The sequence below is a fragment of the Escherichia sp. XD33 genome (assembly GCF_019375075.1).
Lineage (GTDB): Bacteria > Pseudomonadota > Gammaproteobacteria > Enterobacterales > Enterobacteriaceae > Enterobacter > Enterobacter flexneri_A.
The window spans coordinates 86469-106306 of record NZ_JAENDM010000001.1 but is presented as its reverse complement, the minus strand read 5'-3'; the positions used below and the strand labels follow the sequence as shown (position 1 = coordinate 106306).

Here is a 19838-nt window from a genome sequence, read left to right as displayed (position 1 = left end):
CCCACTCCTCTCTGTCGCTCAAGAGGTTAATGACGAATAGAACATAATGTAAACAAGACATCACTCACGACACATAAATAACATCTTTGTGGTGGTTTGATTGATTTTTCCACTCCGCTTACCATCCACACCAAAATAACGATCATCACGACATAATTTTTCTTTAACATCGCAAAATACACCGTTAGCGAATGTAAATTCGCTGGGATCGTAGCCTTGTAATGATTGTAAGTTTTCAGCGGCTTTTTCGCCGAGATATTTCCTTGTTAACTCTGGGGAAATGCCATCTGAGTTCACACAAATATACGGGTCGCAAACAACGCCGCACGCCGGAGATTGAAGTCCGCCAGCGTCATTTCCAGACGCCATTGATGAGAACATCATCCCCACACCTGACAATCCGATATAAAAAATACGCATCATATTCATAGCACATCCTGATAATCCAACCGTACAACACTTATGCTCATTTCATCATCAATCCGTAATCAAAACCGCTGACCTGGACGAGTTACGATGACCTGACAGAAGTATCAGACGTCTTCTGCGGTTTCTATGATAGAGCAATTCTGTGGCGGATATTAAGATAACGGGTATCTGTTCTTTAATGATGCTGCAAAAAATGGAAAGTTAAGAAAGCCTGGCGTGGTGAAAAAATACACTTGTCTCAATACTGGATATTTAAACAGGTCTGGAGATGCTGTCACGATTAGGGTGCGGAAAAAGGAAGCGTAAATAAGAAGAATCAAAAGTACGACGGCAATGGGTTGATTGACAAGGGTATTTTTTAAGCTATGAATCAGCGCCATTTATCACAGAATAGACTTTTACTCTGAATAAATGGGAGGGTGACTTGCCTCAATATAATCCAGACTATAACATGCCTTATAGTCTTCGGAACATCATCGCGCGCTGGCGATGATTAATAGCTAATTGAGTAAGGCCAGGATGTCAAACACGCCAATCGAGCTTAAAGGCAGTAGCTTCACTTTATCTGTGGTTCATCTGCATGAGGCAGAACCTAAGGTTATCCATCAGGCGCTGGAAGACAAAATCGCTCAGGCCCCCGCATTTTTAAAACATGCCCCCGTTGTACTCAACGTCAGTGCACTGGAAGACCCGGTAAACTGGTCAGCGATGCATAAGGCGGTTTCGGCAACCGGTTTGCGGGTTATTGGCGTAAGTGGCTGCAAAGATGCGCAACTTAAAGCCGAAATTGAAAAAATGGGGCTGCCTATCCTGACGGAAGGAAAGGAAAAAGCGCCACGTCCAGCTCCCGCACCGCAGGCTCCAGCGCAAAATACAACGCCGGTCACAAAAACGCGTTTAATAGATACCCCGGTGCGTTCCGGTCAGCGTATTTATGCTCCACAATGTGATCTGATTGTTACAAGCCACGTTAGCGCTGGGGCCGAATTGATTGCCGATGGGAACATTCATGTCTATGGCATGATGCGCGGTCGTGCGCTTGCAGGGGCAAGTGGTGACCGGGAAACGCAAATATTTTGTACTAACCTGATGGCGGAATTGGTGTCCATCGCAGGTGAATACTGGCTGAGTGATCAAATCCCAGCAGAATTTTATGGCAAAGCGGCGCGACTGCAGTTAGTCGAAAACGCTTTGACCGTTCAACCGTTAAATTGATCCCTTTTTAACAAGGAATTTCTATGGCACGCATTATTGTTGTTACTTCGGGCAAAGGGGGTGTTGGTAAGACAACCTCCAGCGCGGCCATCGCCACTGGTTTGGCCCAGAAGGGAAAGAAAACTGTCGTGATAGATTTTGATATCGGCCTGCGTAATCTCGACCTGATTATGGGTTGCGAACGCCGGGTCGTTTACGATTTCGTCAACGTCATTCAGGGCGATGCAACGCTAAATCAGGCGTTAATTAAAGATAAGCGTACTGAAAATCTCTATATTCTTCCGGCATCGCAAACACGCGATAAAGATGCCCTCACCCGTGAAGGGGTCGCCAAAGTTCTTGATGATCTGAAAGCGATGGATTTTGAATTTATCGTTTGTGACTCCCCGGCAGGGATTGAAACCGGTGCGTTAATGGCACTCTATTTTGCAGACGAAGCCATTATTACCACCAACCCGGAAGTCTCCTCAGTACGCGACTCTGACCGTATTTTAGGCATTCTGGCGTCGAAATCACGCCGCGCAGAAAATGGCGAAGAGCCTATTAAAGAGCACCTGCTGTTAACGCGCTATAACCCAGGCCGCGTAAGCAGAGGTGACATGCTGAGCATGGAAGATGTGCTGGAGATCCTGCGCATCAAACTCGTCGGCGTGATCCCAGAGGATCAATCAGTATTGCGCGCCTCTAACCAGGGTGAACCGGTCATTCTCGACATTAACGCCGATGCGGGTAAAGCCTACGCAGATACCGTAGAACGTCTGTTGGGAGAAGAACGTCCTTTCCGCTTCATTGAAGAAGAGAAGAAAGGCTTCCTCAAACGCTTGTTCGGAGGATAAGTTATGGCATTACTCGATTTCTTTCTCTCGCGGAAGAAGAACACAGCCAACATTGCAAAAGAACGGCTGCAGATTATTGTTGCTGAACGCCGTCGCAGCGATGCAGAACCGCATTATCTGCCGCAGTTGCGTAAAGATATTCTTGAGGTCATTTGTAAATACGTACAAATTGATCCTGAGATGGTAACCGTACAGCTTGAGCAAAAAGATGGCGATATTTCTATTCTTGAGCTGAACGTGACCTTACCGGAAGCAGAAGAGCTGAAATAAGCCCGCTGTAAAAGCGCATTTATCTTCAAGGCAGAGTTATCTCTGCCTTGAGTTTTTCATCCCTCTCATCCACGTTGTGGTAAAGCGGCGAGTATTCTTGCTGATACTCCTCATTGCTATTTCCACCTCCCCCTTTACACCTTAAGGCTGTTCCCACGCACAAAACAAAATGTTTATGCCTGGTTGAGTAAATAACCTTATTGTTTGTATGGATATACTGGGAGATGATAACCCCGCAATTTCATTATTCATTGTTCTCCCATAGGATGAGGTTTCCCGCCGTAACTGGCGGGCTTTTTTTGCCCCAGAATTTTCCCTTTCAACATCCTGTAAACGAAAACTGCGCCGAAGCGCAGTTTAATCGTTGATGGTCAGAACGACCAGTTCACACCAGCCACCGCGTTCCACGGGGATTCCACACCGGCACCATGGCTATACCCTACCCCGAGATGTCCGCTAAACGTACTGCTGAATGAGGCTTTAATACCTGCCTGGTATATTCCACGTCTGCCCGACAAATCATTGACGAAATTACCGTCATTATTCACCTTCACCCGGTTATCATCGACAAATTCTTTGCGCACAGCCGCCTTCAGCCAGGGTTCATTTCCATACCGTTCCCCAGGCGCATGTTGTAACTCAGCGTTGCACCCAGTTCACGATATATACTGCGGGTATCGACTGATTTCGATTCCATGCCATTGGATAAATGATAGTAGCGTCTAAGTGACCTAAGCTCTGCTGCAACATCAGCCCGCAGGCACCAGACCAGGGGATTCATCCTGAAGAGACAGCGCAGGTGTATTGTGTTCACCGCTCACCAAAGACATCATGATGAAATGATGATATCCCGCATAAGAAAGAGGCATTTTTTACACGCAGTGCGCTGAAGTGTAGTTGGATAAAAAATCACTCTTTTCAGATAATACTGTCGTACGCTTATCTTTCGACAATGAGGCCGTCGGCAAAATAAAATGACTAATGTAATCGTTGCTGATGAATATCTTCTGCTCACATAAAAATCACACAATAATATTGATAAATCAGATTATCTTACCTTTACAACATTGCGTTAACAGTCAATGACACTTCTTGAATAAATATATTGTCAATCAATGAGTTATTCCTCATTTAAGATTATTCTCATTCACGTAAAAAACATAATTCCTATCATCACAGCCACGCTCATTTTGAATTATCTGAATAATAGCGAGCGTTCTTTAGTTAAGCAGATCTTAATTGAAGACGAAATTATTGTGTGTGCAACTTACTTAATACCGGACATCTAAGTTGAAGAAAAAAATACTTGCCTTCGGGCTTATCTCAGCATTGTTCTGCTCCACGCCAGCGATGGCGGATATGAACCGCACCACGAAAGGTGCATTGCTAGGCGCAGGCGTTGGTTTACTTACTGGCAATGGTGTTAATGGCGTACTGAAAGGTGCAGCTGTTGGCGCTGGTGTTGGTGCAGTAACAGAAAAAGGCCGCGACGGTAAAAATGCGCGTAAAGGTGCAAAAGTGGGTGCCGCCGTTGGTGCTGTCACTGGCGTTCTGACCGGCAATGGCCTCGAAGGGGCGATTAAAGGTGCCGTGATTGGCGGTACGGGTGGTGCAATTCTGGGTAAAATGAAATAAGGAATGATGATGAAAAAATTTGCTTTACTGGCGGGCCTGTTTGTTTTCGCACCAATGACCTGGGCGCAGGACTACAATATTAAAAACGGTTTGCCGTCAGAAACCTATATTACTTGCGCAGAAGCCAACGAAATGGCAAAAACTGACAGCGCACAGGTTGCAGAAATTGTTGCGGTAATGGGTAATGCCAGCGTTGCCAGCCGTGATTTAAAAATTGAGCAATCTCCGGAACTGAGCGCCAAAGTGGTAGAAAAACTGAATCAGGTTTGCGCTAAAGACCCGCAAATGCTGTTGATCACGGCAATTGATGACACCATGCGTGCTATCGGCAAAAAATAATATTTCATATGTACCGCGTCGATGAATACGACGCGGTTTTTTAGCTAACGGCGGGATCAGAACTTATATTTCAGGCCCACCATCACTGCGGTGTCATTGTAGCCATTATCACCCAGCTGCACGCCCACATTCCCCAGACGCTGGCCGCTGGATTCAGGTTGCCATTTACGCCAAGTTTAATTTCCCCCAAATTACTCGCCCCATCTTGTTCGACTTTCACACCGTTCATTGAGACAGCAAAATCTTTACTGTTATGGATCCAGTTCATTTCAACAAAAGGTTCAAAGTCGTCACCGTGCGGACCGCTGTTTTTCTCCTGAGTACGAATAAAGGTGCGGAAGCCGAGTCGGGTCTGGATGTTGTTATTTGCGTCATTCTCAATACGTGAGCCATTGGCTTCCGTGTGCGCATTATGATCGACGCCCATCCAGATAGCCTGTGCCTGTGGCTGGAAGATCCACGTATATTTCGCCGCTTCCAGACCAAAGGATTTATTCAGGGCAAAACCGTAACCCGCTTCCAGCGAGACGGTTGCACCTTTCGCGCTATAGGATTCATAGGCTAATTCATCCCCTTTCACCGAGTTTTTAAACCAGCTATATTGCGCCCAGGAGTCAATGTATGCGCCTTTTTTACTGATGTCATCGGCAAACCAGGTGGCATACAGCCCTGCGCTATAGCCTCTGACACTCCCTTTCGAACGATAATCCGACACGCTGGAATGAGTTAAGTTGTAGTCGCGGGCATAACCAGCCATCACTCCCAAACGCCAACTGTCACTATCGGTAAAACCACCGGTTAACAGATCGCCCCCTAACTGCGAGACGTAGCGATGCGAGGTCGTTCTCAACTGTCCGTTGCTGTCACGCCAGGCATTATGCCCGCCAATTTGACGTAGCCAAAGTCGGCTTGAACGCTCCTGTTCAGTTACAGGATCGATGTAGCGCGTTTCACCCGCACGGTCGTTCAGACGCATAACAAAAAGAGTGTTAGCAGCTGCCAGGTTAGCGACGTAACTTCCAGCTTCGGGGCGCAGGACGGGGGTAGGCGTTTCTGTTGATTCTGAATTTCCCTCTGAGCTGTTATCCTCCTCATTCACTGACTGATAACTTGTCAAATCCCAGTTTTTGCCTTGTTGTTTTAGTTGATATTCGAAAGCTCCAGCTGCAATCCTTGCATCACCTTATCTGAAGGCATCTGCTGGAGATTCATCGCCATTCACAGTTATGAGTTCGATCCCGTTTAGCGTGGCCGCGCCGCTTCCTCCAGCATTTTTCACATAGACGGTAGTTGAACCCGAAGTATTACCCTCAACAATAAGTCTGTCCGTAGCCGATTTATCATCACCTAATACGGTGCGGATATTAAGCTGACCATTATTACCGACATAATTACCTTTTACGGTTAATGTTTTTCCTTGGGTAAATGTTTGACCATCATCATACGAAAGATTGATAATACTGTCTGAATTAGTCAGATGGGTAACAACGGAGTCATCTTTCATATTCCAGATTGTATTTTCTGAAAGCTTCAGCGTGGTTGTGCCGCTGACGAGTTTAGTCGCTCCATTTAGAATAGAGTCGGACGAAATTATGTTTAAGTCACCTCCAGTATTATTAACCAGAACATTATTACCAGGTGTGATAATACTTCGATTAAGAATACTTACATCCGTTGTAGTTTTGTTAACATCAATACTATCCAAAGCACTTGAAAGTTCAACACTTAATAGTGCTATTTTGGCTTGAGAATCGATATTTGATGCATCAATTGATATTCCTTTATCTTGTTTTGATACCGCGGTGACATTGGAAAAAAATAACTCTCCACCATTGTATATTTTTGCAATGGGGGCTTTAGTGCCTGTTGTTGTAATAGAACTATTTTTTATATCAATGTTACCTTGTCGAATAGCAACTGCATAACTTCCATCAGCCACAGTTTCAAGTGCCACATAATCTAAATTAATATATGCTTTTTTCCCATTAGCATAAGCACCATAGCTATTAATGCCATTAGTTGTTATGGAACCACCATTCATTTTTAAATCAGCACGGCTAATAACTTCGTAACTGTTAGAATCACTAACTTCATCATCTACAGCATCGACACATGTTCGAGACTCTCCAGGACTTGAACATGCAAGAACACCTACTGCATTTTCCCCAGAGGTAACAATGTTCGTTTTATCTGTGGTTTCAAGACGGGTGTTATTTACCATCTTTTCAGAATCATTAACCTGGCTTAAAAGTCCCGCTGAATATGCCCCACCCGACTCGACTGAATTATCACCATTCATAAAGATGGTGCCACCAAATTCACTGACTACTGCGCTGGCTGTTATCCCTCCATTTTCTTTGTCAGATACGCTTCCAGAGGTCTTAATATCGCTATCGCTTATATATAATACTTTGTTTTGACTATCAACAGAAATACCATAAGATCCATCACCACTAGTCATCACACTGGCATTATTTATATATCCAGTTACACCGTCATCCACTTTCACAGCATGGCTTTCGTCTTCAGTGGTTAGATACTCTCCATTACTTATCGGATTATTATCTTTGATTTCAATCGGCGATTCTTCATCAGTCATATAGGAAATTATACTATAATCATCCAACAATTGTGTTGCATATGCATTACCCACCGCCAGAGCAATAAGTCCCAAACTAAACCCGGGGAGTTTTTTCAGTTTCATAGATTAACCATCCATTCATTGGATTAACAAACATTCCTGGTCAAATAACCTATGAGCTCAGATTACCAAAACGGAGGGTAAAGACAAAAACAAAAGCACAAAAAATTTAAATAGATAAACAGCGACAATATATAAATGATAAATAAGTCGGCATTATCATTTTTCACCTTATTTTCATGACATTGATCACTTTGAGGTGACGATTTTGTTTAACAAATAACTCTTCGACATCAAAATTGTTAATAGTTGCGATGAGGATTATTTCGGTGATATATAAAAACAACCGTGATAACACCAGGGTTGACAACTATTTGCGCAATAATGCCTTTCCTTCAATGATCCAGGCGTTCACTGCCAGCAACCCATTCAGCCGCATACTGACAGTGAGAAACTGAAAGATTATTGCTGATCCCTGTGGTTGACGAGTCTTTCTCTTAATCGATTAACCAGATTGATCGCCAGCCAAACAAGGGCATTAAGCAAATTTATCGTCACAAGCACTTCTCCCAGCCCGGTACTGGGTTTTGCAATAAGGATGACCAGGAGGGTGATCAGCATAAATGCAATGGAAAATATGATATAGAGAGTGAAATAATCCAGATTATTACTATTGTTCATGCTACTAATGGCAATCCTGTCAAAACTTTCAAACAATTATAGCAAACAAAATAATGAACAATAGTAACAAGAGGCAACGAGCTAATTAGCTGTCTATAATTACACCGCACTATGGCCTTGCTGATCAATTTTCACTCAACCACAACCTTCACCTTCGGTTTAGAAAGGATAATTTTGACCAGGTCGATGTATGTAACAGGTTTATAGAAATAATAACCCTGCTGAAATGTGATATTATTTTGGTTCAGATAGTCAAGTTGTTCTTTCGTTTCGACACCTTCAGCGACGATACTGATCGAAAGTTTACGCGCCAGATCCAATACACAATCCAGAATTCGGGTTGATTCTGGATCTGCGTTTACGCGGCCAACGAAACTGTGATCAATTTTGATATAATCAATATGCAGGTCATGAAGATAAGAAAGCCCTGAGTAGCCAGTACCGAAATCATCCAGTGCGATGACAAAACCATTTTCATGCAGTATGTTCAACCGCTGAACCAGACTTTCATCAACATTCAATGGCTCACGCTCGGTGACTTCCAGAACAAGGTTTAAATCGCGGCGGGTAAAACTGTCACGGAAATTTAAACACTCGTCGACAAACGTCGGCGAAATAATATGCGAAGCGCTAAAATTAATTCCAATATGAAAACCTTCCGGCAATTTACTCGCGATAGCGTTCATCTGTCTGGCAACCTGATTCATCAGGCTTTGCGTAAGCGGAACGATTAATCCGGATTTTTCAGCAAGTGGAATAAATGCCGCGGGTGATATATATCCACCGTGAGGTTGTTTCCAGCGGGCTAACACCTCAACTCCCCGCAATGTCCCTTCCCGACCATTTACCACAGGTTGGTAAAAAGGGACGATCTCCCCATTATTTATTGCCCGTCGCAGGATCTCTTCAGGCGTTGCGCTTTTATTGAAATATCTATCAAGCAGGAAGGCAGCGGCGCAGGCGATTAACAGAATAAATATTAAAATCCCAAAGCCTTTATCGATAAGTCTGTAGAAGCTAAAGAGTGGCGGCGGGTTAAAGATAATAGTGAAATGATATTTTGTGGAGTGAACCTTCTCGGTATAGGGATAATGTCCATTAAGCGTCATCACATCACCCGTTGGTCCAATAATGTCATCCGCCACGCGTAATACATACCTTACCCCTTTCAAGGGTACATTAAGTGCCCCACGAATATGCTGATCGCTTATCGTAACCAAAATGCGCGTATCTGCAAATTGGTTCTGATAGAGCAGGATAGGTAATCTATTAACGGTGTCGATTGCTGGAGCCAACAGTAAATTACTGTCCGGGAAAACAGGAATACGAGACAACAGGACCCGATTCCCAGGCAGGGATGTACACCAGACTATTCCCTGTTTGAGAATGATGATTGTGCGCAGGTGAGGTTTCAGAGCTGCTTCAGTGCCAAGCTGATATTGCTCCTCGAGGTTGCATTCCTTCCCGGCAATGTTAACCGCTGTTTGAGTCGCTTGTGACGCTTCTTCAAGTATATGATTGATATTGTTGGCGGCATATCTCGCTCCCGCCAGGTACTCTGCTTTTGCGGAATACCAGAGCTGGATGTTCAAAATAGCGACACCGGTAATAAACAAGCATATCGCAACGAGGATGGGTATGAGTGTATTGCGCATTTGCTTGTCCCGGCCAAAGGGTTTAATACATGAAAATGCCATTCATTCGCTCGCGCTGGCATCTACAGAGAGCATGGTAGAGAGCATAAGAAATATCCACGCCGAAGATAAAATTTTCTCCATCTTGATCTAACCCATTAATTATTGAGCATAATGTAGGCAGTACAAAATAAGTTAGGCGGGATATCAGGCGTCAAGAATGGAGAGCGAGAACTCTCCATTCTTGACACCTGATATTGCGGACATAATAAGAAAGCATAACGCCTGAAATGCTCACTTTGCATCAGCATGGTGATACAGCTGATGTTTATTCTAAAACCTTACTCAAGTTCTAAGAGAGCACGGATTCCCTGTCATTAATAATGATATCCGTTAGTGTAGTCTTATGCATTTCAATGTACTGCAATATTTGCAGATAGAGATCAGAAAGAATCACACTGGTTTCATCTTTTAAACGCAAGCGTAAAGCCTGATCAATAATATGACTATCAACATACCCATGCGTCATGAACACCTCCCTCTCGAGATTTTTAAACAAAGCACATTGAAAAATAAATCTCTCTGGGATTGAATTATTCATGTCAGCCTCGTAGAAATATTAACCCAATAAAATTATGCTGTGTATAGTCTAAAGCGACAGACAAAAATAAGATGAATGAGTTTTCTATAAACTTATACTTAATAATTAGAAGTTACATATCATCAGCTGTGTATCGCAACACGATTTCCAGTGTTTTTCTAATCACATCAGCTTTGAGAATATCACTTGTTGTTTCCAAGGAGTGTATCAGACTTAAGATAATATTTTTATTATTAACATTATCGCCTGAAAGCATTAAATTGGTGACAGCCTGCCCTAACACTGCTGACTCTTCTTCTAACAAATTACCCGAACTGCGAAAGTAACTTGCTAACGCTTTATCAGTTATTGCATTATGAATTGTAGTATCTTCAAGCATGGTAACCTCTCATCTTACTTATGAAATTTTAATGTATTCTGTTTATTTTCTTACCATTGAACATACTTTTATTGTCAGCTGTCGCTGTTCTTCGGTTTGGCCCTCCTGAATCACTATTGCTAAAATCACGAATTATGCTGTCAATTAAATCGCGTCGGAAAGCATCTTCCTCAGCCGATTTCATTACGAGTAATTGCTTAATAAGAGTCTGCAATGAAAAATTTATCTTCATGCGCAGTATCTGGAGCACCGCCTGGCCAGTAATTTCATATTTTATACGTTCATTATCAGATGTCTTCATAACGACTTCATAGCTAACCTGTTAAATAATCAGGCTGTTGCATTATTCAAAAAGCAACCCAATTAGTGCATTATAATGTTTCTGTTCCTCTTCCCCAGTCGCGTGTTCCAGTCGGCAAAGAAGTTTGGCACAAAGCGACTTTCGACTCAGATTACGTCCATCTTTCAAAATCTCAGTCACAATTTCCCCGAGAGTTTCCTGCTGAGTAGGCAAGTTAGCTTTTGCAAAGTAACGAGTGATTGCTCCCGCAGAATCTAAAGTCACTGAATTTTGATGCATGCTACGCCTCTGTTAAAAATGTTAATCAATGTTAAGTGAGGTAACAATAGCAAACTTGTACGAAATATGTGTACAGAATGATAAATTAATTTTTTGCAATTAGTACTAATGCATATAAAACAATGTGTTATGATAAAACATATTGCATCATTTAACTGACAATCTATACAAGATTTTTCGCCAACTCGTGTTCAACTTTTTCCATTTTTTATCAATGTAAAGAAACGGTTATGTTTTGGTATTAAAAGAAAGACACAAGAAGATATGTCTGTTACCGTCTTACTCTCGCCTCACCCATTACCCTGGATTGTTAATGCTTACCACCCTTATTTATCGTAGCCATATACGTGACGACGAACCTGTCAAAAAAATCGAAGAAATGGTTTCGATAGCAAATCGCAGGAACATGCAGTCTGACGTAACAGGGATCTTACTGTTTAATGGTTCTCATTTTTTCCAGCTTCTGGAAGGTCCGGAAGAACAGGTTAAAATGATATATCGGGCTATATGCCAGGATCCACGGCACTATAATATTGTTGAGCTGCTGTGCGATTACGCGCCTGCTCGCCGTTTTGGCAAAGCGGGAATGGAATTATTTGATTTGCGCCTGCACGAGCGAGATGACGTTTTACAGGCCGTATTCGACAAAGGCACATCAAAATTTCAGCTAACTTATGATGACAGAGCGCTACAATTTTTTCGTACTTTTGTCCTTGCAACCGAACAATCAACCTATTTCGAGATCCCTGCCGAAGACTCCTGGCTTTTTATCGCTGACGGATCTGATAAAGAACTTGATTCCTGTGCCCTTTCACCAACTATAAACGACCACTTTGCCTTTCATCCTATTGTCGATCCCTTATCGCGGCGGATAATCGCTTTTGAAGCCATTGTGCAAAAAAATGAAGATAGCCCATCAGCCATAGCGGTTGGGCAGCGTAAAGACGGGGAAATCTACACAGCGGATCTCAAAAGTAAGGCGCTTGCATTCACGATGGCACACGCACTTGAGCTCGGTGATAAAATGATTTCAATCAATCTATTACCTATGACCCTGGTTAACGAACCTGACGCAGTCTCTTTTTTACTTAATGAAATAAAGGCCAATGCTCTGGTGCCTGAACAAATCATCGTTGAATTTACTGAAAGTGAAGTCATATCTCGGTTTGATGAGTTTGCCGAAGCGATTAAATCGCTAAAGGCTGCTGGTATCAGTGTAGCAATTGATCATTTTGGCGCAGGTTTTGCTGGTTTGTTACTCCTGTCACGCTTCCAGCCTGACAGAATTAAAATCAGTCAGGAATTGATTACCAATGTTCATAAAAGTGGGCCACGGCAGGCAATTATTCAGGCGATCATAAAATGCTGTACATCACTTGAAATTCAAGTCAGTGCTATGGGCATGGCAACACCAGAAGAGTGGATGTGGCTTGAATCCGCAGGAATTGAGATGTTTCAGGGAGATCTGTTTGCTAAAGCTAAATTGAATGGTATCCCTTCCATAGCGTGGCCAGAGAAAAAATAATTTTCAGCACATTCTTTCACATGATTTCAGTAAATCATCGTGAAAATGAATACGTTACGTTTAAATTTAATCCACATTAAAAATAATGTTTCATCCAATTTAGCTGAAATCTTATTTATACTTTGTACAATTTTAGCGTATATTGTACAAAGTATTATTGGGTCGTGTACAGGCGACGGAGATTTGTGACCGCAAGGAGGAATTGTGGCTTATTACAGCATTGGTGATGTTGCTGAACGTTGCGGGATTAATCCTGTCACTCTCCGGGCCTGGCAACGCCGCTACGGTTTGTTAAAACCACAGCGCAGTGAAGGCGGACACCGACTCTTTGATGAAGAAGACATACAACGCATCGAAGAGATCAAGCGTTGGATAAGTAATGGCGTCCCTGTAGGCAAAGTTAAAGCATTACTGGAAACCACCAGCCAGGATACGGAAGATGACTGGAGCCGCCTGCAAGAAGAGATGATGTCAATTCTTCGCATGGCTAATCCTGCCAAACTACGCGCGAGAATTATTTCACTGGGTCGAGAGTACCCAGTAGATCAATTGATTAATCATGTTTACCTTCCTGTTCGCCAGCGTCTCGTGCTTGATCACAACACCTCCCGCATTATGAGCAGTATATTTGACGGCGCATTAATTGAATACGCAGCAACCTCGCTTTTCGAAATGCGCCGTAAGCCCGGTAAAGAAGCCATTCTGATGGCGTGGAATGTTGAAGAGAGAGCACGATTGTGGCTGGAAGCATGGCGTTTATCATTGTCAGGATGGCACATTTCTGTTCTTGCTGATCCCATTGAATCGCCGCGCCCGGAACTGTTCCCGACGCAAACATTGATTGTCTGGACAGGCATGGCACCAACGAGAAGGCAAAACGAACTTTTACAACACTGGGGTGAGCAAGGTTATAAAGTCATCTTTCATGCCCCCTAATTTCACCTTTATCCCGCCCCTTAGACAGAATGTTATAATCTGAACCCACAACAGCGTTTGTACCGGAGCTGGTCCGTTGCAAAATGCTCACCGGGAGAATTCAGATATTCCCTCTATCACACTCTGTACATATCACAGCCAAAGGACAGACCAGATTGAAGTGGTAAAACCGATCGTGCACACTACGCAGTCTCACAACTAACAAGAGGTTATTATCCTGATGGATCAGGTCGTTGTTTTTCAAAAGATGTTTGAGCAAGTGAGAAAAGAGCAAAACTTCTCCTGGTTTTATTCAGAATTAAAACATCACCGTATTGCACATTACATTTATTATCTGGCTACGGATAACATCAGAATTATTACTCACGATGATACGGTTTTGTTATTAAGAGGAACCAGGAACCTGTTAAAAGTTAGTACGACCAAGAACCCTGCTAAAATAAAAGAGGCCGCATTGCTTCATATTTGCGGAAAATCTACATTTCGGGAATACTGTTCAACACTGGCAGGCGCGGGCGTTTTCCGGTGGGTTACTGATGTTAATCATAACAAACGCAGTTACTACGCCATTGATAATACGCTTTTATATATTGAAGATGTAGAAAATAATAAACCATTAATCTAGCTAAAGTTGGATACTTAAGAAATGCTTCATAATTCAGTAAGGCATTAGCATAATGGAAATAAAAGTGCAGAGACTATCTCTATGGATGATTAATACTGTCTTTTTATTGTCACCCATAAATAATCACCAGACTAATACTATCAACTTGATATTTGAAATGTGATCACTTGACTTTTGATACGTTATTTTATAACGGTTAACATATTTATAAAAACAACGGCCGTGCCACACGTCCGTTTCAATACTTAACGCACATGTATTTTGGTTTAGTCATCATCCGGTTATATGTATTTTAGCCAGGAACAGGTTAAATCATTCCTATATAACTCAAAAATTGAAACCTTATTCTCATGTCATGCTTATATTCATTATTATCGTTATATAAAAAGGCAACCATAATATTTAGCAAATTGGCACAAAGTAGCATAAAGGCTATGTTTTAATTACAGGATGTTCAGTCATTTGAATGTATAACATTATAGCTAAACAAATCTAAAACGAAGTCAATAATTTATTGCTTTCACAAAATCTCATTTTGTTTAACATCCATTGAGATTCCTTGCTTTAAATTTTATTTTATATAAGCCATCATTTTAATTAATTTATTTTTTTGAGGGGGGGGGTAATATACTCATATGCAAAATCAAGAAATAAACATCCTAATGAACCATATTAAATACCGTGGGATAAGACATAACAAATGAAGTGGATAGTAATTGACACGGTAATTCAACCTACATGTGGTATATCTTTTTCAGCCATATGGGGTAATATGAAAATGATCATCTGGTATCAATCTACTATATTTCTCCCTCCTGGCAGTATATTTACACCGGTTAAGTCTGGTATTATCCTTAAGGATAAAGAATATCCTATTACTATTTATCACATCGCACCATTCAACAAGGATTTATGGAGTTTACTCAAAAGCAGTCAAGAGTGTCCTCCAGGAGAAAGCAAAATAACAAATAAATGTTTACATAATAGTTGCATTATAAAAATATGCCCATATGGGCTCAAGTAATGGGCTTCATATAAATATGCTCGATATGCTATTAATAATATCCACATAAATAAAACAACGGGCGTGTTATACGCCCGTTTCAATATTTAACACATGGAGAGATTACATGTTTTCGATGATCGCTTCACCAAACTCTGAACATTTCAGCAGCTTAGCGCCTTCCATCAGACGTTCGAAGTCATAAGTTACGGTCTTGGCATTGATTGCGCCTTCCATACCTTTAACAATCAGGTCAGCCGCTTCAGTCCAACCCATATGGCGCAGCATCATCTCAGCGGAGAGAATAATAGAGCCAGGATTTACTTTGTCCTGACCGGCATATTTCGGCGCAGTACCGTGGGTGGCTTCAAACAGGGCGCATTCGTCACCGATGTTTGCACCAGGGGCGATACCGATACCGCCAACCTGCGCTGCCAGGGCGTCAGAAATGTAGTCACCGTTCAGGTTCATACAGGCGATAACATCATATTCAGCCGGACGCAGCAGGATCTGTTGCAGGAATGCATCAGCAATCACGTCTTTAATGACGATCTCTTTGCCAGTGTTCGGGTTTTTAACTTTCAGCCACGGGCCACCGTCGATCAGTTCACCGCCAAACTCTTCACGCGCCAGCTGGTAGCCCCAGTCTTTAAACGCTCCTTCGGTGAACTTCATGATGTTGCCTTTGTGCACCAGAGTCACAGAGTCACGATCGTTAGCAATTGCGTATTCGATCGCTGCACGAACCAGACGTTTGGTGCCTTCTTCCGAACACGGCTTAATACCGATACCACAATGTTCCGGGAAGCGAATTTTCTTCACCCCCATCTCTTCACGCAGGAATTTAATCACTTTCTCGGCGTCGGCAGAGTCTGCTTTCCATTCGATACCCGCATAAATGTCTTCCGAGTTTTCACGGAAGATAACCATATCGGTCAGTTCAGGGTGTTTAACCGGGCTTGGAGTGCCCTGATAGTAACGTACCGGACGCAGGCAGATGTAGAGATCCAGTTCCTGGCGCAGGGCAACGTTCAGAGAGCGAATACCGCCACCAACCGGAGTGGTCAGCGGACCTTTAATGGCAACGCGATATTCACGAATCAGATCAAGAGTTTCAGCAGGCAGCCAGACGTCCTGACCATAAACCTGTGTGGATTTTTCACCGGTGTAAATTTCCATCCAGGAGATTTTACGCTCGCCTTTATAGGCTTTCTCGACTGCAGCGTCGACCACTTTCAGCATGGCTGGGGTTACATCTACACCGATTCCATCACCTTCAATGTAAGGGATAATCGGATTTTCAGGAACGTTGAGTTTGCCGTTTTGCAGGGTGATCTTCTTGCCTTGTGCCGGAACAACTACTTTACTTTCCATTCACCTCTCCTTCGAGCGCTACTGGTTTGCTCGTCTGCCACCACGTTGCATATGCGTTTGCGTCCTGCGATACGGATGCTTTAGAGCAATTTTTTGTTAATGATTTGTAATTGGCTTGTCAATACTACCCTATTGTTTGCCGTCATGAAAGATGCGCGTTATTAGGCTATAATGCGGCAATTCATAATCTCTGAAAATATCATGCAAAAAACTTCTTTTAGAAATCACCAGGTTAAGCGATTCAGCTCGCAACGTTCTACCAGGCGTAAACCTGAAAACCAGCCCACGCGTGTGATCCTGTTCAATAAACCCTACGATGTTCTTCCGCAGTTCACCGATGAAGCCGGACGCAAAACATTAAAAGAATTCATCCCGGTTCAGGGCGTTTATGCAGCAGGTCGCCTTGACCGCGATAGCGAAGGGTTGCTGGTGCTGACCAATAACGGCGCGTTGCAGGCGCGTTTAACCCAGCCGGGTAAACGCACCGGAAAAATCTATTATGTGCAGGTGGAAGGTATTCCCACACAAGACGCACTTGAAGCCTTGCGCAATGGCGTAACCTTAAATGATGGCCCTACCCTGCCCGCCGGCGCGGAGCTGGTTGACGAACCCGCGTGGTTATGGCCGCGGAATCCACCAATTCGTGAACGCAAAAGTATTCCCACCAGCTGGCTGAAGATCACCTTATATGAAGGACGTAATCGCCAGGTGCGCCGCATGACCGCCCATGTTGGCTTCCCCACGCTGCGACTGATTCGCTATGCGATGGGTGATTACTCTTTGGATAATCTTGCCAATGGCGAATGGCGAGAAGTGACAGATTAAGGATGCAAAATGTTTAAACCGCACGTTACCGTTGCTTGCGTGGTGCACGCAGAAGGCAAATTTTTAGTCGTTGAAGAGACGATTAATGGTAAAGCGTTATGGAACCAACCTGCCGGGCATCTGGAAGCCGATGAAACCTTAGTGGAAGCCGCCGCCCGTGAACTGTGGGAAGAAACCGGCATCAGCGCGCAGCCGCAACACTTTATTCGTATGCATCAGTGGATTGCGCCAGATAAAACGCCGTTTTTGCGTTTCCTCTTTGCCATTGAGCTTGAGCAAATATGCCCGACCCAGCCTCATGACAGCGATATCGACTGCTGCCGTTGGGTCAGCGCCGAAGAAATTTTACAGGCGTCAAATCTTCGTTCGCCGCTGGTGGCGGAAAGTATTCGTTGTTATCAAAGCGGGCAACGTTATCCGCTGGAGATGATTGGCGATTTTAACTGGCCTTTTACAAAGGGTGTCATCTAAAAGGCTGCGTGATAGAATACGCCGCCTTGAAGTTCAATGTCGTGAGTGATCCAATGTCTGAAACCGCAAAAAAAGTAATCGTCGGCATGTCCGGCGGTGTCGATTCCTCCGTTTCTGCCTGGCTGTTGCAACAACAGGGATATCAGGTCGAAGGCCTGTTTATGAAGAACTGGGAAGAAGACGACGGTGAGGAATATTGCACAGCGGCAGCGGATCTGGCTGATGCCCAGGCTGTCTGCGACAAGCTCGGCATTGAACTGCACACCGTTAACTTTGCTGCCGAGTACTGGGACAACGTCTTCGAACTGTTCCTTGCCGAATATAAAGCCGGTCGCACGCCGAATCCGGATATTCTGTGCAACAAAGAGATCAAATTTAAAGCCTTCCTCGAATTTGCCGCCGAAGATTTAGGTGCCGATTATATCGCTACCGGTCATTACGTACGTCGGGCCGATGTCGATGGCAAGAGCCGCCTGCTGCGTGGTCTGGACAGCAATAAAGACCAGAGCTACTTCCTTTATACGCTCAGCCATGAGCAGATTGCGCAAAGCCTGTTCCCGGTCGGCGAACTGGAAAAACCGCAGGTGCGTAAGATTGCTGAAGATCTTGGTCTGGTCACCGCGAAGAAAAAAGACTCTACCGGCATTTGCTTCATTGGCGAACGTAAATTCCGCGAGTTCCTGGGCCGTTATCTCCCGGCGCAACCGGGCAAAATCATTACCGTCGATGGCGATGAAATTGGTGAGCACCAGGGGCTGATGTATCACACTCTCGGTCAGCGTAAAGGTCTGGGTATCGGTGGCACCAAAGAAGGTACCGAAGAACCGTGGTATGTGGTGGACAAAGACGTCGAAAACAACATTCTGGTTGTCGCTCAGGGCCATGAACACCCGCGGCTGATGTCTGTCGGGTTGATTGCCCAGCAGTTGCACTGGGTCGATCGCGAACCATTCACCGGCACTATGCGTTGCACGGTAAAAACCCGCTATCGCCAGACCGATATCCCTTGCACCGTCAAGGCGCTGGACGATGATCGCATTGAAGTGATTTTCGATGAACCGGTTGCCGCCGTGACGCCGGGCCAGTCTGCCGTCTTCTATAACGGTGAAGTGTGCCTCGGTGGCGGTATTATTGAGCAGCGTCTGCCGCTGCCGGTCTGATTATTATCTTTACTTAAAACAAGGAAGCAGTGAACGTGGCAAAGAATTACTATGACATCACCCTCGCCCTGGCCGGTATTTGTCAGTCGGCACGCCTGGTGCAACAACTCGCTCACCAGGGGCATTGTGATGCCGATGCGCTACACGTCTCACTCAACAGTATTATTGATATGAACCCCAGCTCGACGCTGGCGGTTTTTGGCGGTAGCGAAGCCAACCTGCGCGTCGGGCTGGAAACCCTGCTCGGCGTGCTCAATGCCAGCAGTCGCCAGGGCTTAAACGCCGAATTAACCCGCTACACACTCAGCTTGATGGTGCTTGAGCGCAAACTCTCCTCAGCGAAAGGCGCGCTCGACACTCTGGGCAACCGGATCAACGGCCTGCAACGCCAGCTCGAACACTTCGATTTACAGTCCGAAACGCTGATGAGCGCGATGGCTGCTATCTATGTTGATGTGATTAGCCCGCTTGGCCCGCGCATTCAGGTCACCGGTTCCCCTGCTGTACTGCAAAGCCCACAAGTGCAGGCGAAAGTTCGCGCAACCCTGCTGGCAGGCATTCGCGCCGCCGTGCTCTGGCACCAGGTCGGCGGCGGACGTCTGCAACTGATGTTTTCTCGTAATCGCCTGACCACTCAGGCAAAACAAATTCTTGCTCATTTAACCCCGGAGTTGTGATC

The 19838-nt window shown here is 44.3% G+C and carries 26 protein-coding genes and 2 pseudogenes; 16 read left to right on the top strand and 12 right to left on the bottom strand.

The window, feature by feature from the left end:
* Nucleotides 1-60 precede the first annotated feature (60 nt).
* A complete protein-coding gene (locus tag K0778_RS00575; RefSeq protein WP_001056840.1) occupies nt 61-429 on the bottom strand; it encodes a YcgJ family protein in 369 nt (122 codons plus the stop codon).
* Nucleotides 430-948: 519 nt separating this feature from the next.
* Between K0778_RS00575 and minC the strand changes: the two genes are divergently transcribed.
* From minC to minE, 3 genes are read left to right on the top strand one after another with little or no spacing between them, the layout of a single operon-like run.
* The gene (gene minC / locus K0778_RS00570) at nt 949-1644 is read left to right on the top strand and encodes a septum site-determining protein MinC (protein WP_000072536.1); all 696 of its coding nucleotides are present in this window, start codon (nt 949-951) and stop codon (nt 1642-1644) included.
* A 23-nt stretch (nt 1645-1667) separates the two neighbouring features.
* Nucleotides 1668-2480, top strand: coding sequence for a septum site-determining protein MinD (gene minD, locus K0778_RS00565; protein ID WP_000101055.1), 813 nt, complete (start codon nt 1668-1670; stop codon nt 2478-2480).
* Between the two features lie 3 nt (nt 2481-2483).
* Entirely contained in the window at nt 2484-2750 is a 267-nt protein-coding gene (gene minE, locus K0778_RS00560; RefSeq protein ID WP_001185665.1) for a cell division topological specificity factor MinE, read from the top strand.
* A gap of 371 nt (nt 2751-3121) precedes the next feature.
* On the opposite strand, the pseudogene K0778_RS00555 reads toward minE, so the two are convergent.
* The 3 genes and pseudogenes from K0778_RS00555 to ymgJ form a co-directional block, all read right to left on the bottom strand.
* Nucleotides 3122-3465: pseudogene (locus K0778_RS00555) on the bottom strand (autotransporter outer membrane beta-barrel domain-containing protein); the annotation flags it as partial.
* 34 nt (nt 3466-3499) lie between these two features.
* Complete coding sequence (locus tag K0778_RS00550) at nt 3500-3619, bottom strand: hypothetical protein (protein WP_001131446.1); 120 nt, start codon at nt 3617-3619, stop codon at nt 3500-3502.
* On the bottom strand, nt 3580-3765 hold the full coding sequence (gene ymgJ / locus K0778_RS00545; RefSeq protein WP_001325743.1) for a protein YmgJ: 186 nt from the start codon (nt 3763-3765) through the stop codon (nt 3580-3582). Before ymgJ ends, K0778_RS00550 begins: the two co-directional genes overlap by 40 nt.
* A 100-nt stretch (nt 3766-3865) precedes the next feature.
* Here ymgJ and ymgI point away from each other — a divergent pair, with 100 nt between their 5' ends.
* Genes ymgI through K0778_RS00530 form a run of 3 tightly spaced genes read left to right on the top strand, consistent with a single transcriptional unit; the run spans nt 3866 to nt 4724 of the window.
* Nucleotides 3866-4039 (top strand): protein YmgI, encoded by a 174-nt coding sequence (gene ymgI, locus K0778_RS00540; RefSeq protein WP_000122462.1) that lies wholly within the window; start codon nt 3866-3868, stop codon nt 4037-4039.
* A gap of 1 nt (nt 4040) precedes the next feature.
* Nucleotides 4041-4385 (top strand): YMGG-like glycine zipper-containing protein, encoded by a 345-nt coding sequence (locus tag K0778_RS00535; protein WP_000726974.1) that lies wholly within the window; start codon nt 4041-4043, stop codon nt 4383-4385.
* A 3-nt stretch (nt 4386-4388) separates the two neighbouring features.
* Nucleotides 4389-4724 carry a YmgD family protein gene (locus K0778_RS00530; RefSeq protein WP_000979977.1) on the top strand — a complete coding sequence of 112 codons (336 nt, stop codon included), beginning with the start codon at nt 4389-4391 and terminating at the stop codon, nt 4722-4724.
* 56 nt (nt 4725-4780) lie between these two features.
* Here the strand turns inward: K0778_RS00530 and ycgH are convergent.
* From ycgH to ycgZ, 7 genes and pseudogenes are all read right to left on the bottom strand, one after another.
* Nucleotides 4781-7428, bottom strand: a pseudogene (gene ycgH / locus K0778_RS00525) (autotransporter YcgH).
* A gap of 399 nt (nt 7429-7827) precedes the next feature.
* Complete coding sequence (ymgF, locus tag K0778_RS00520) at nt 7828-8046, bottom strand: cell division-associated protein YmgF (protein ID WP_001065861.1); 219 nt, start codon at nt 8044-8046, stop codon at nt 7828-7830.
* Between the two features lie 131 nt (nt 8047-8177).
* Nucleotides 8178-9701, bottom strand: coding sequence for a cyclic diguanylate phosphodiesterase (locus tag K0778_RS00515; RefSeq protein WP_001246498.1), 1524 nt, complete (start codon nt 9699-9701; stop codon nt 8178-8180).
* A 331-nt stretch (nt 9702-10032) separates the two neighbouring features.
* Nucleotides 10033-10281 carry a protein YmgC gene (gene ymgC / locus K0778_RS00510; protein ID WP_001065752.1) on the bottom strand — a complete coding sequence of 83 codons (249 nt, stop codon included), beginning with the start codon at nt 10279-10281 and terminating at the stop codon, nt 10033-10035.
* A gap of 112 nt (nt 10282-10393) precedes the next feature.
* Nucleotides 10394-10660 (bottom strand): biofilm/acid-resistance regulator AriR, encoded by a 267-nt coding sequence (ariR, locus tag K0778_RS00505; RefSeq protein WP_000888772.1) that lies wholly within the window; start codon nt 10658-10660, stop codon nt 10394-10396.
* 28 nt (nt 10661-10688) lie between these two features.
* A complete protein-coding gene (locus tag K0778_RS00500) occupies nt 10689-10961 on the bottom strand; it encodes a two-component-system connector protein YmgA (protein ID WP_000858002.1) in 273 nt (90 codons plus the stop codon).
* A gap of 42 nt (nt 10962-11003) precedes the next feature.
* On the bottom strand, nt 11004-11240 hold the full coding sequence (gene ycgZ, locus K0778_RS00495; protein WP_000554144.1) for a regulatory protein YcgZ: 237 nt from the start codon (nt 11238-11240) through the stop codon (nt 11004-11006).
* A 313-nt stretch (nt 11241-11553) separates the two neighbouring features.
* Here ycgZ and bluF point away from each other — a divergent pair, with 313 nt between their 5' ends.
* The 6 genes from bluF to K0778_RS00465 all read left to right on the top strand — a co-directional run bounded on the left by bluF (nt 11554) and on the right by K0778_RS00465 (nt 15350).
* A complete protein-coding gene (gene bluF, locus K0778_RS00490; protein WP_062887679.1) occupies nt 11554-12765 on the top strand; it encodes a blue light-responsive regulator BluF in 1212 nt (403 codons plus the stop codon).
* A gap of 204 nt (nt 12766-12969) precedes the next feature.
* Nucleotides 12970-13701, top strand: coding sequence for a DNA-binding transcriptional repressor BluR (gene bluR / locus K0778_RS00485; protein ID WP_000332297.1), 732 nt, complete (start codon nt 12970-12972; stop codon nt 13699-13701).
* A gap of 220 nt (nt 13702-13921) precedes the next feature.
* Nucleotides 13922-14326: a DUF1398 domain-containing protein gene (locus tag K0778_RS00480; protein WP_000373101.1), complete on the top strand. Its 405-nt coding sequence runs from the start codon at nt 13922-13924 to the stop codon at nt 14324-14326.
* Between the two features lie 52 nt (nt 14327-14378).
* A complete protein-coding gene (locus K0778_RS00475) occupies nt 14379-14489 on the top strand; it encodes a hypothetical protein (protein ID WP_032082692.1) in 111 nt (36 codons plus the stop codon).
* Between the two features lie 235 nt (nt 14490-14724).
* On the top strand, nt 14725-14769 hold the full coding sequence (locus K0778_RS00470) for a protein YmgK (RefSeq protein ID WP_120795380.1): 45 nt from the start codon (nt 14725-14727) through the stop codon (nt 14767-14769).
* Between the two features lie 257 nt (nt 14770-15026).
* On the top strand, nt 15027-15350 hold the full coding sequence (locus K0778_RS00465; RefSeq protein ID WP_001295666.1) for an anti-adapter protein IraM: 324 nt from the start codon (nt 15027-15029) through the stop codon (nt 15348-15350).
* A gap of 102 nt (nt 15351-15452) precedes the next feature.
* Here K0778_RS00465 and icd read toward each other — a convergent pair whose 3' ends face one another.
* Nucleotides 15453-16703: an NADP-dependent isocitrate dehydrogenase gene (icd, locus tag K0778_RS00460; protein ID WP_000444488.1), complete on the bottom strand. Its 1251-nt coding sequence runs from the start codon at nt 16701-16703 to the stop codon at nt 15453-15455.
* Between the two features lie 171 nt (nt 16704-16874).
* Between icd and rluE the strand changes: the two genes are divergently transcribed.
* The 4 genes from rluE to hflD are packed head-to-tail and all read left to right on the top strand — an operon-like array spanning nt 16875 to nt 19836.
* On the top strand, nt 16875-17528 hold the full coding sequence (rluE, locus tag K0778_RS00455; RefSeq protein ID WP_001248661.1) for a 23S rRNA pseudouridine(2457) synthase RluE: 654 nt from the start codon (nt 16875-16877) through the stop codon (nt 17526-17528).
* 9 nt (nt 17529-17537) lie between these two features.
* Nucleotides 17538-17999: a phosphatase NudJ gene (gene nudJ / locus K0778_RS00450; protein ID WP_000476093.1), complete on the top strand. Its 462-nt coding sequence runs from the start codon at nt 17538-17540 to the stop codon at nt 17997-17999.
* 53 nt (nt 18000-18052) lie between these two features.
* Nucleotides 18053-19159, top strand: coding sequence for a tRNA 2-thiouridine(34) synthase MnmA (mnmA, locus tag K0778_RS00445; protein ID WP_001297484.1), 1107 nt, complete (start codon nt 18053-18055; stop codon nt 19157-19159).
* Between the two features lie 35 nt (nt 19160-19194).
* Nucleotides 19195-19836, top strand: a complete 642-nt coding sequence (hflD, locus tag K0778_RS00440) for a high frequency lysogenization protein HflD (protein WP_001297479.1) — start codon at nt 19195-19197, stop codon at nt 19834-19836.
* Nucleotides 19837-19838: the final 2 nt, after the last annotated feature.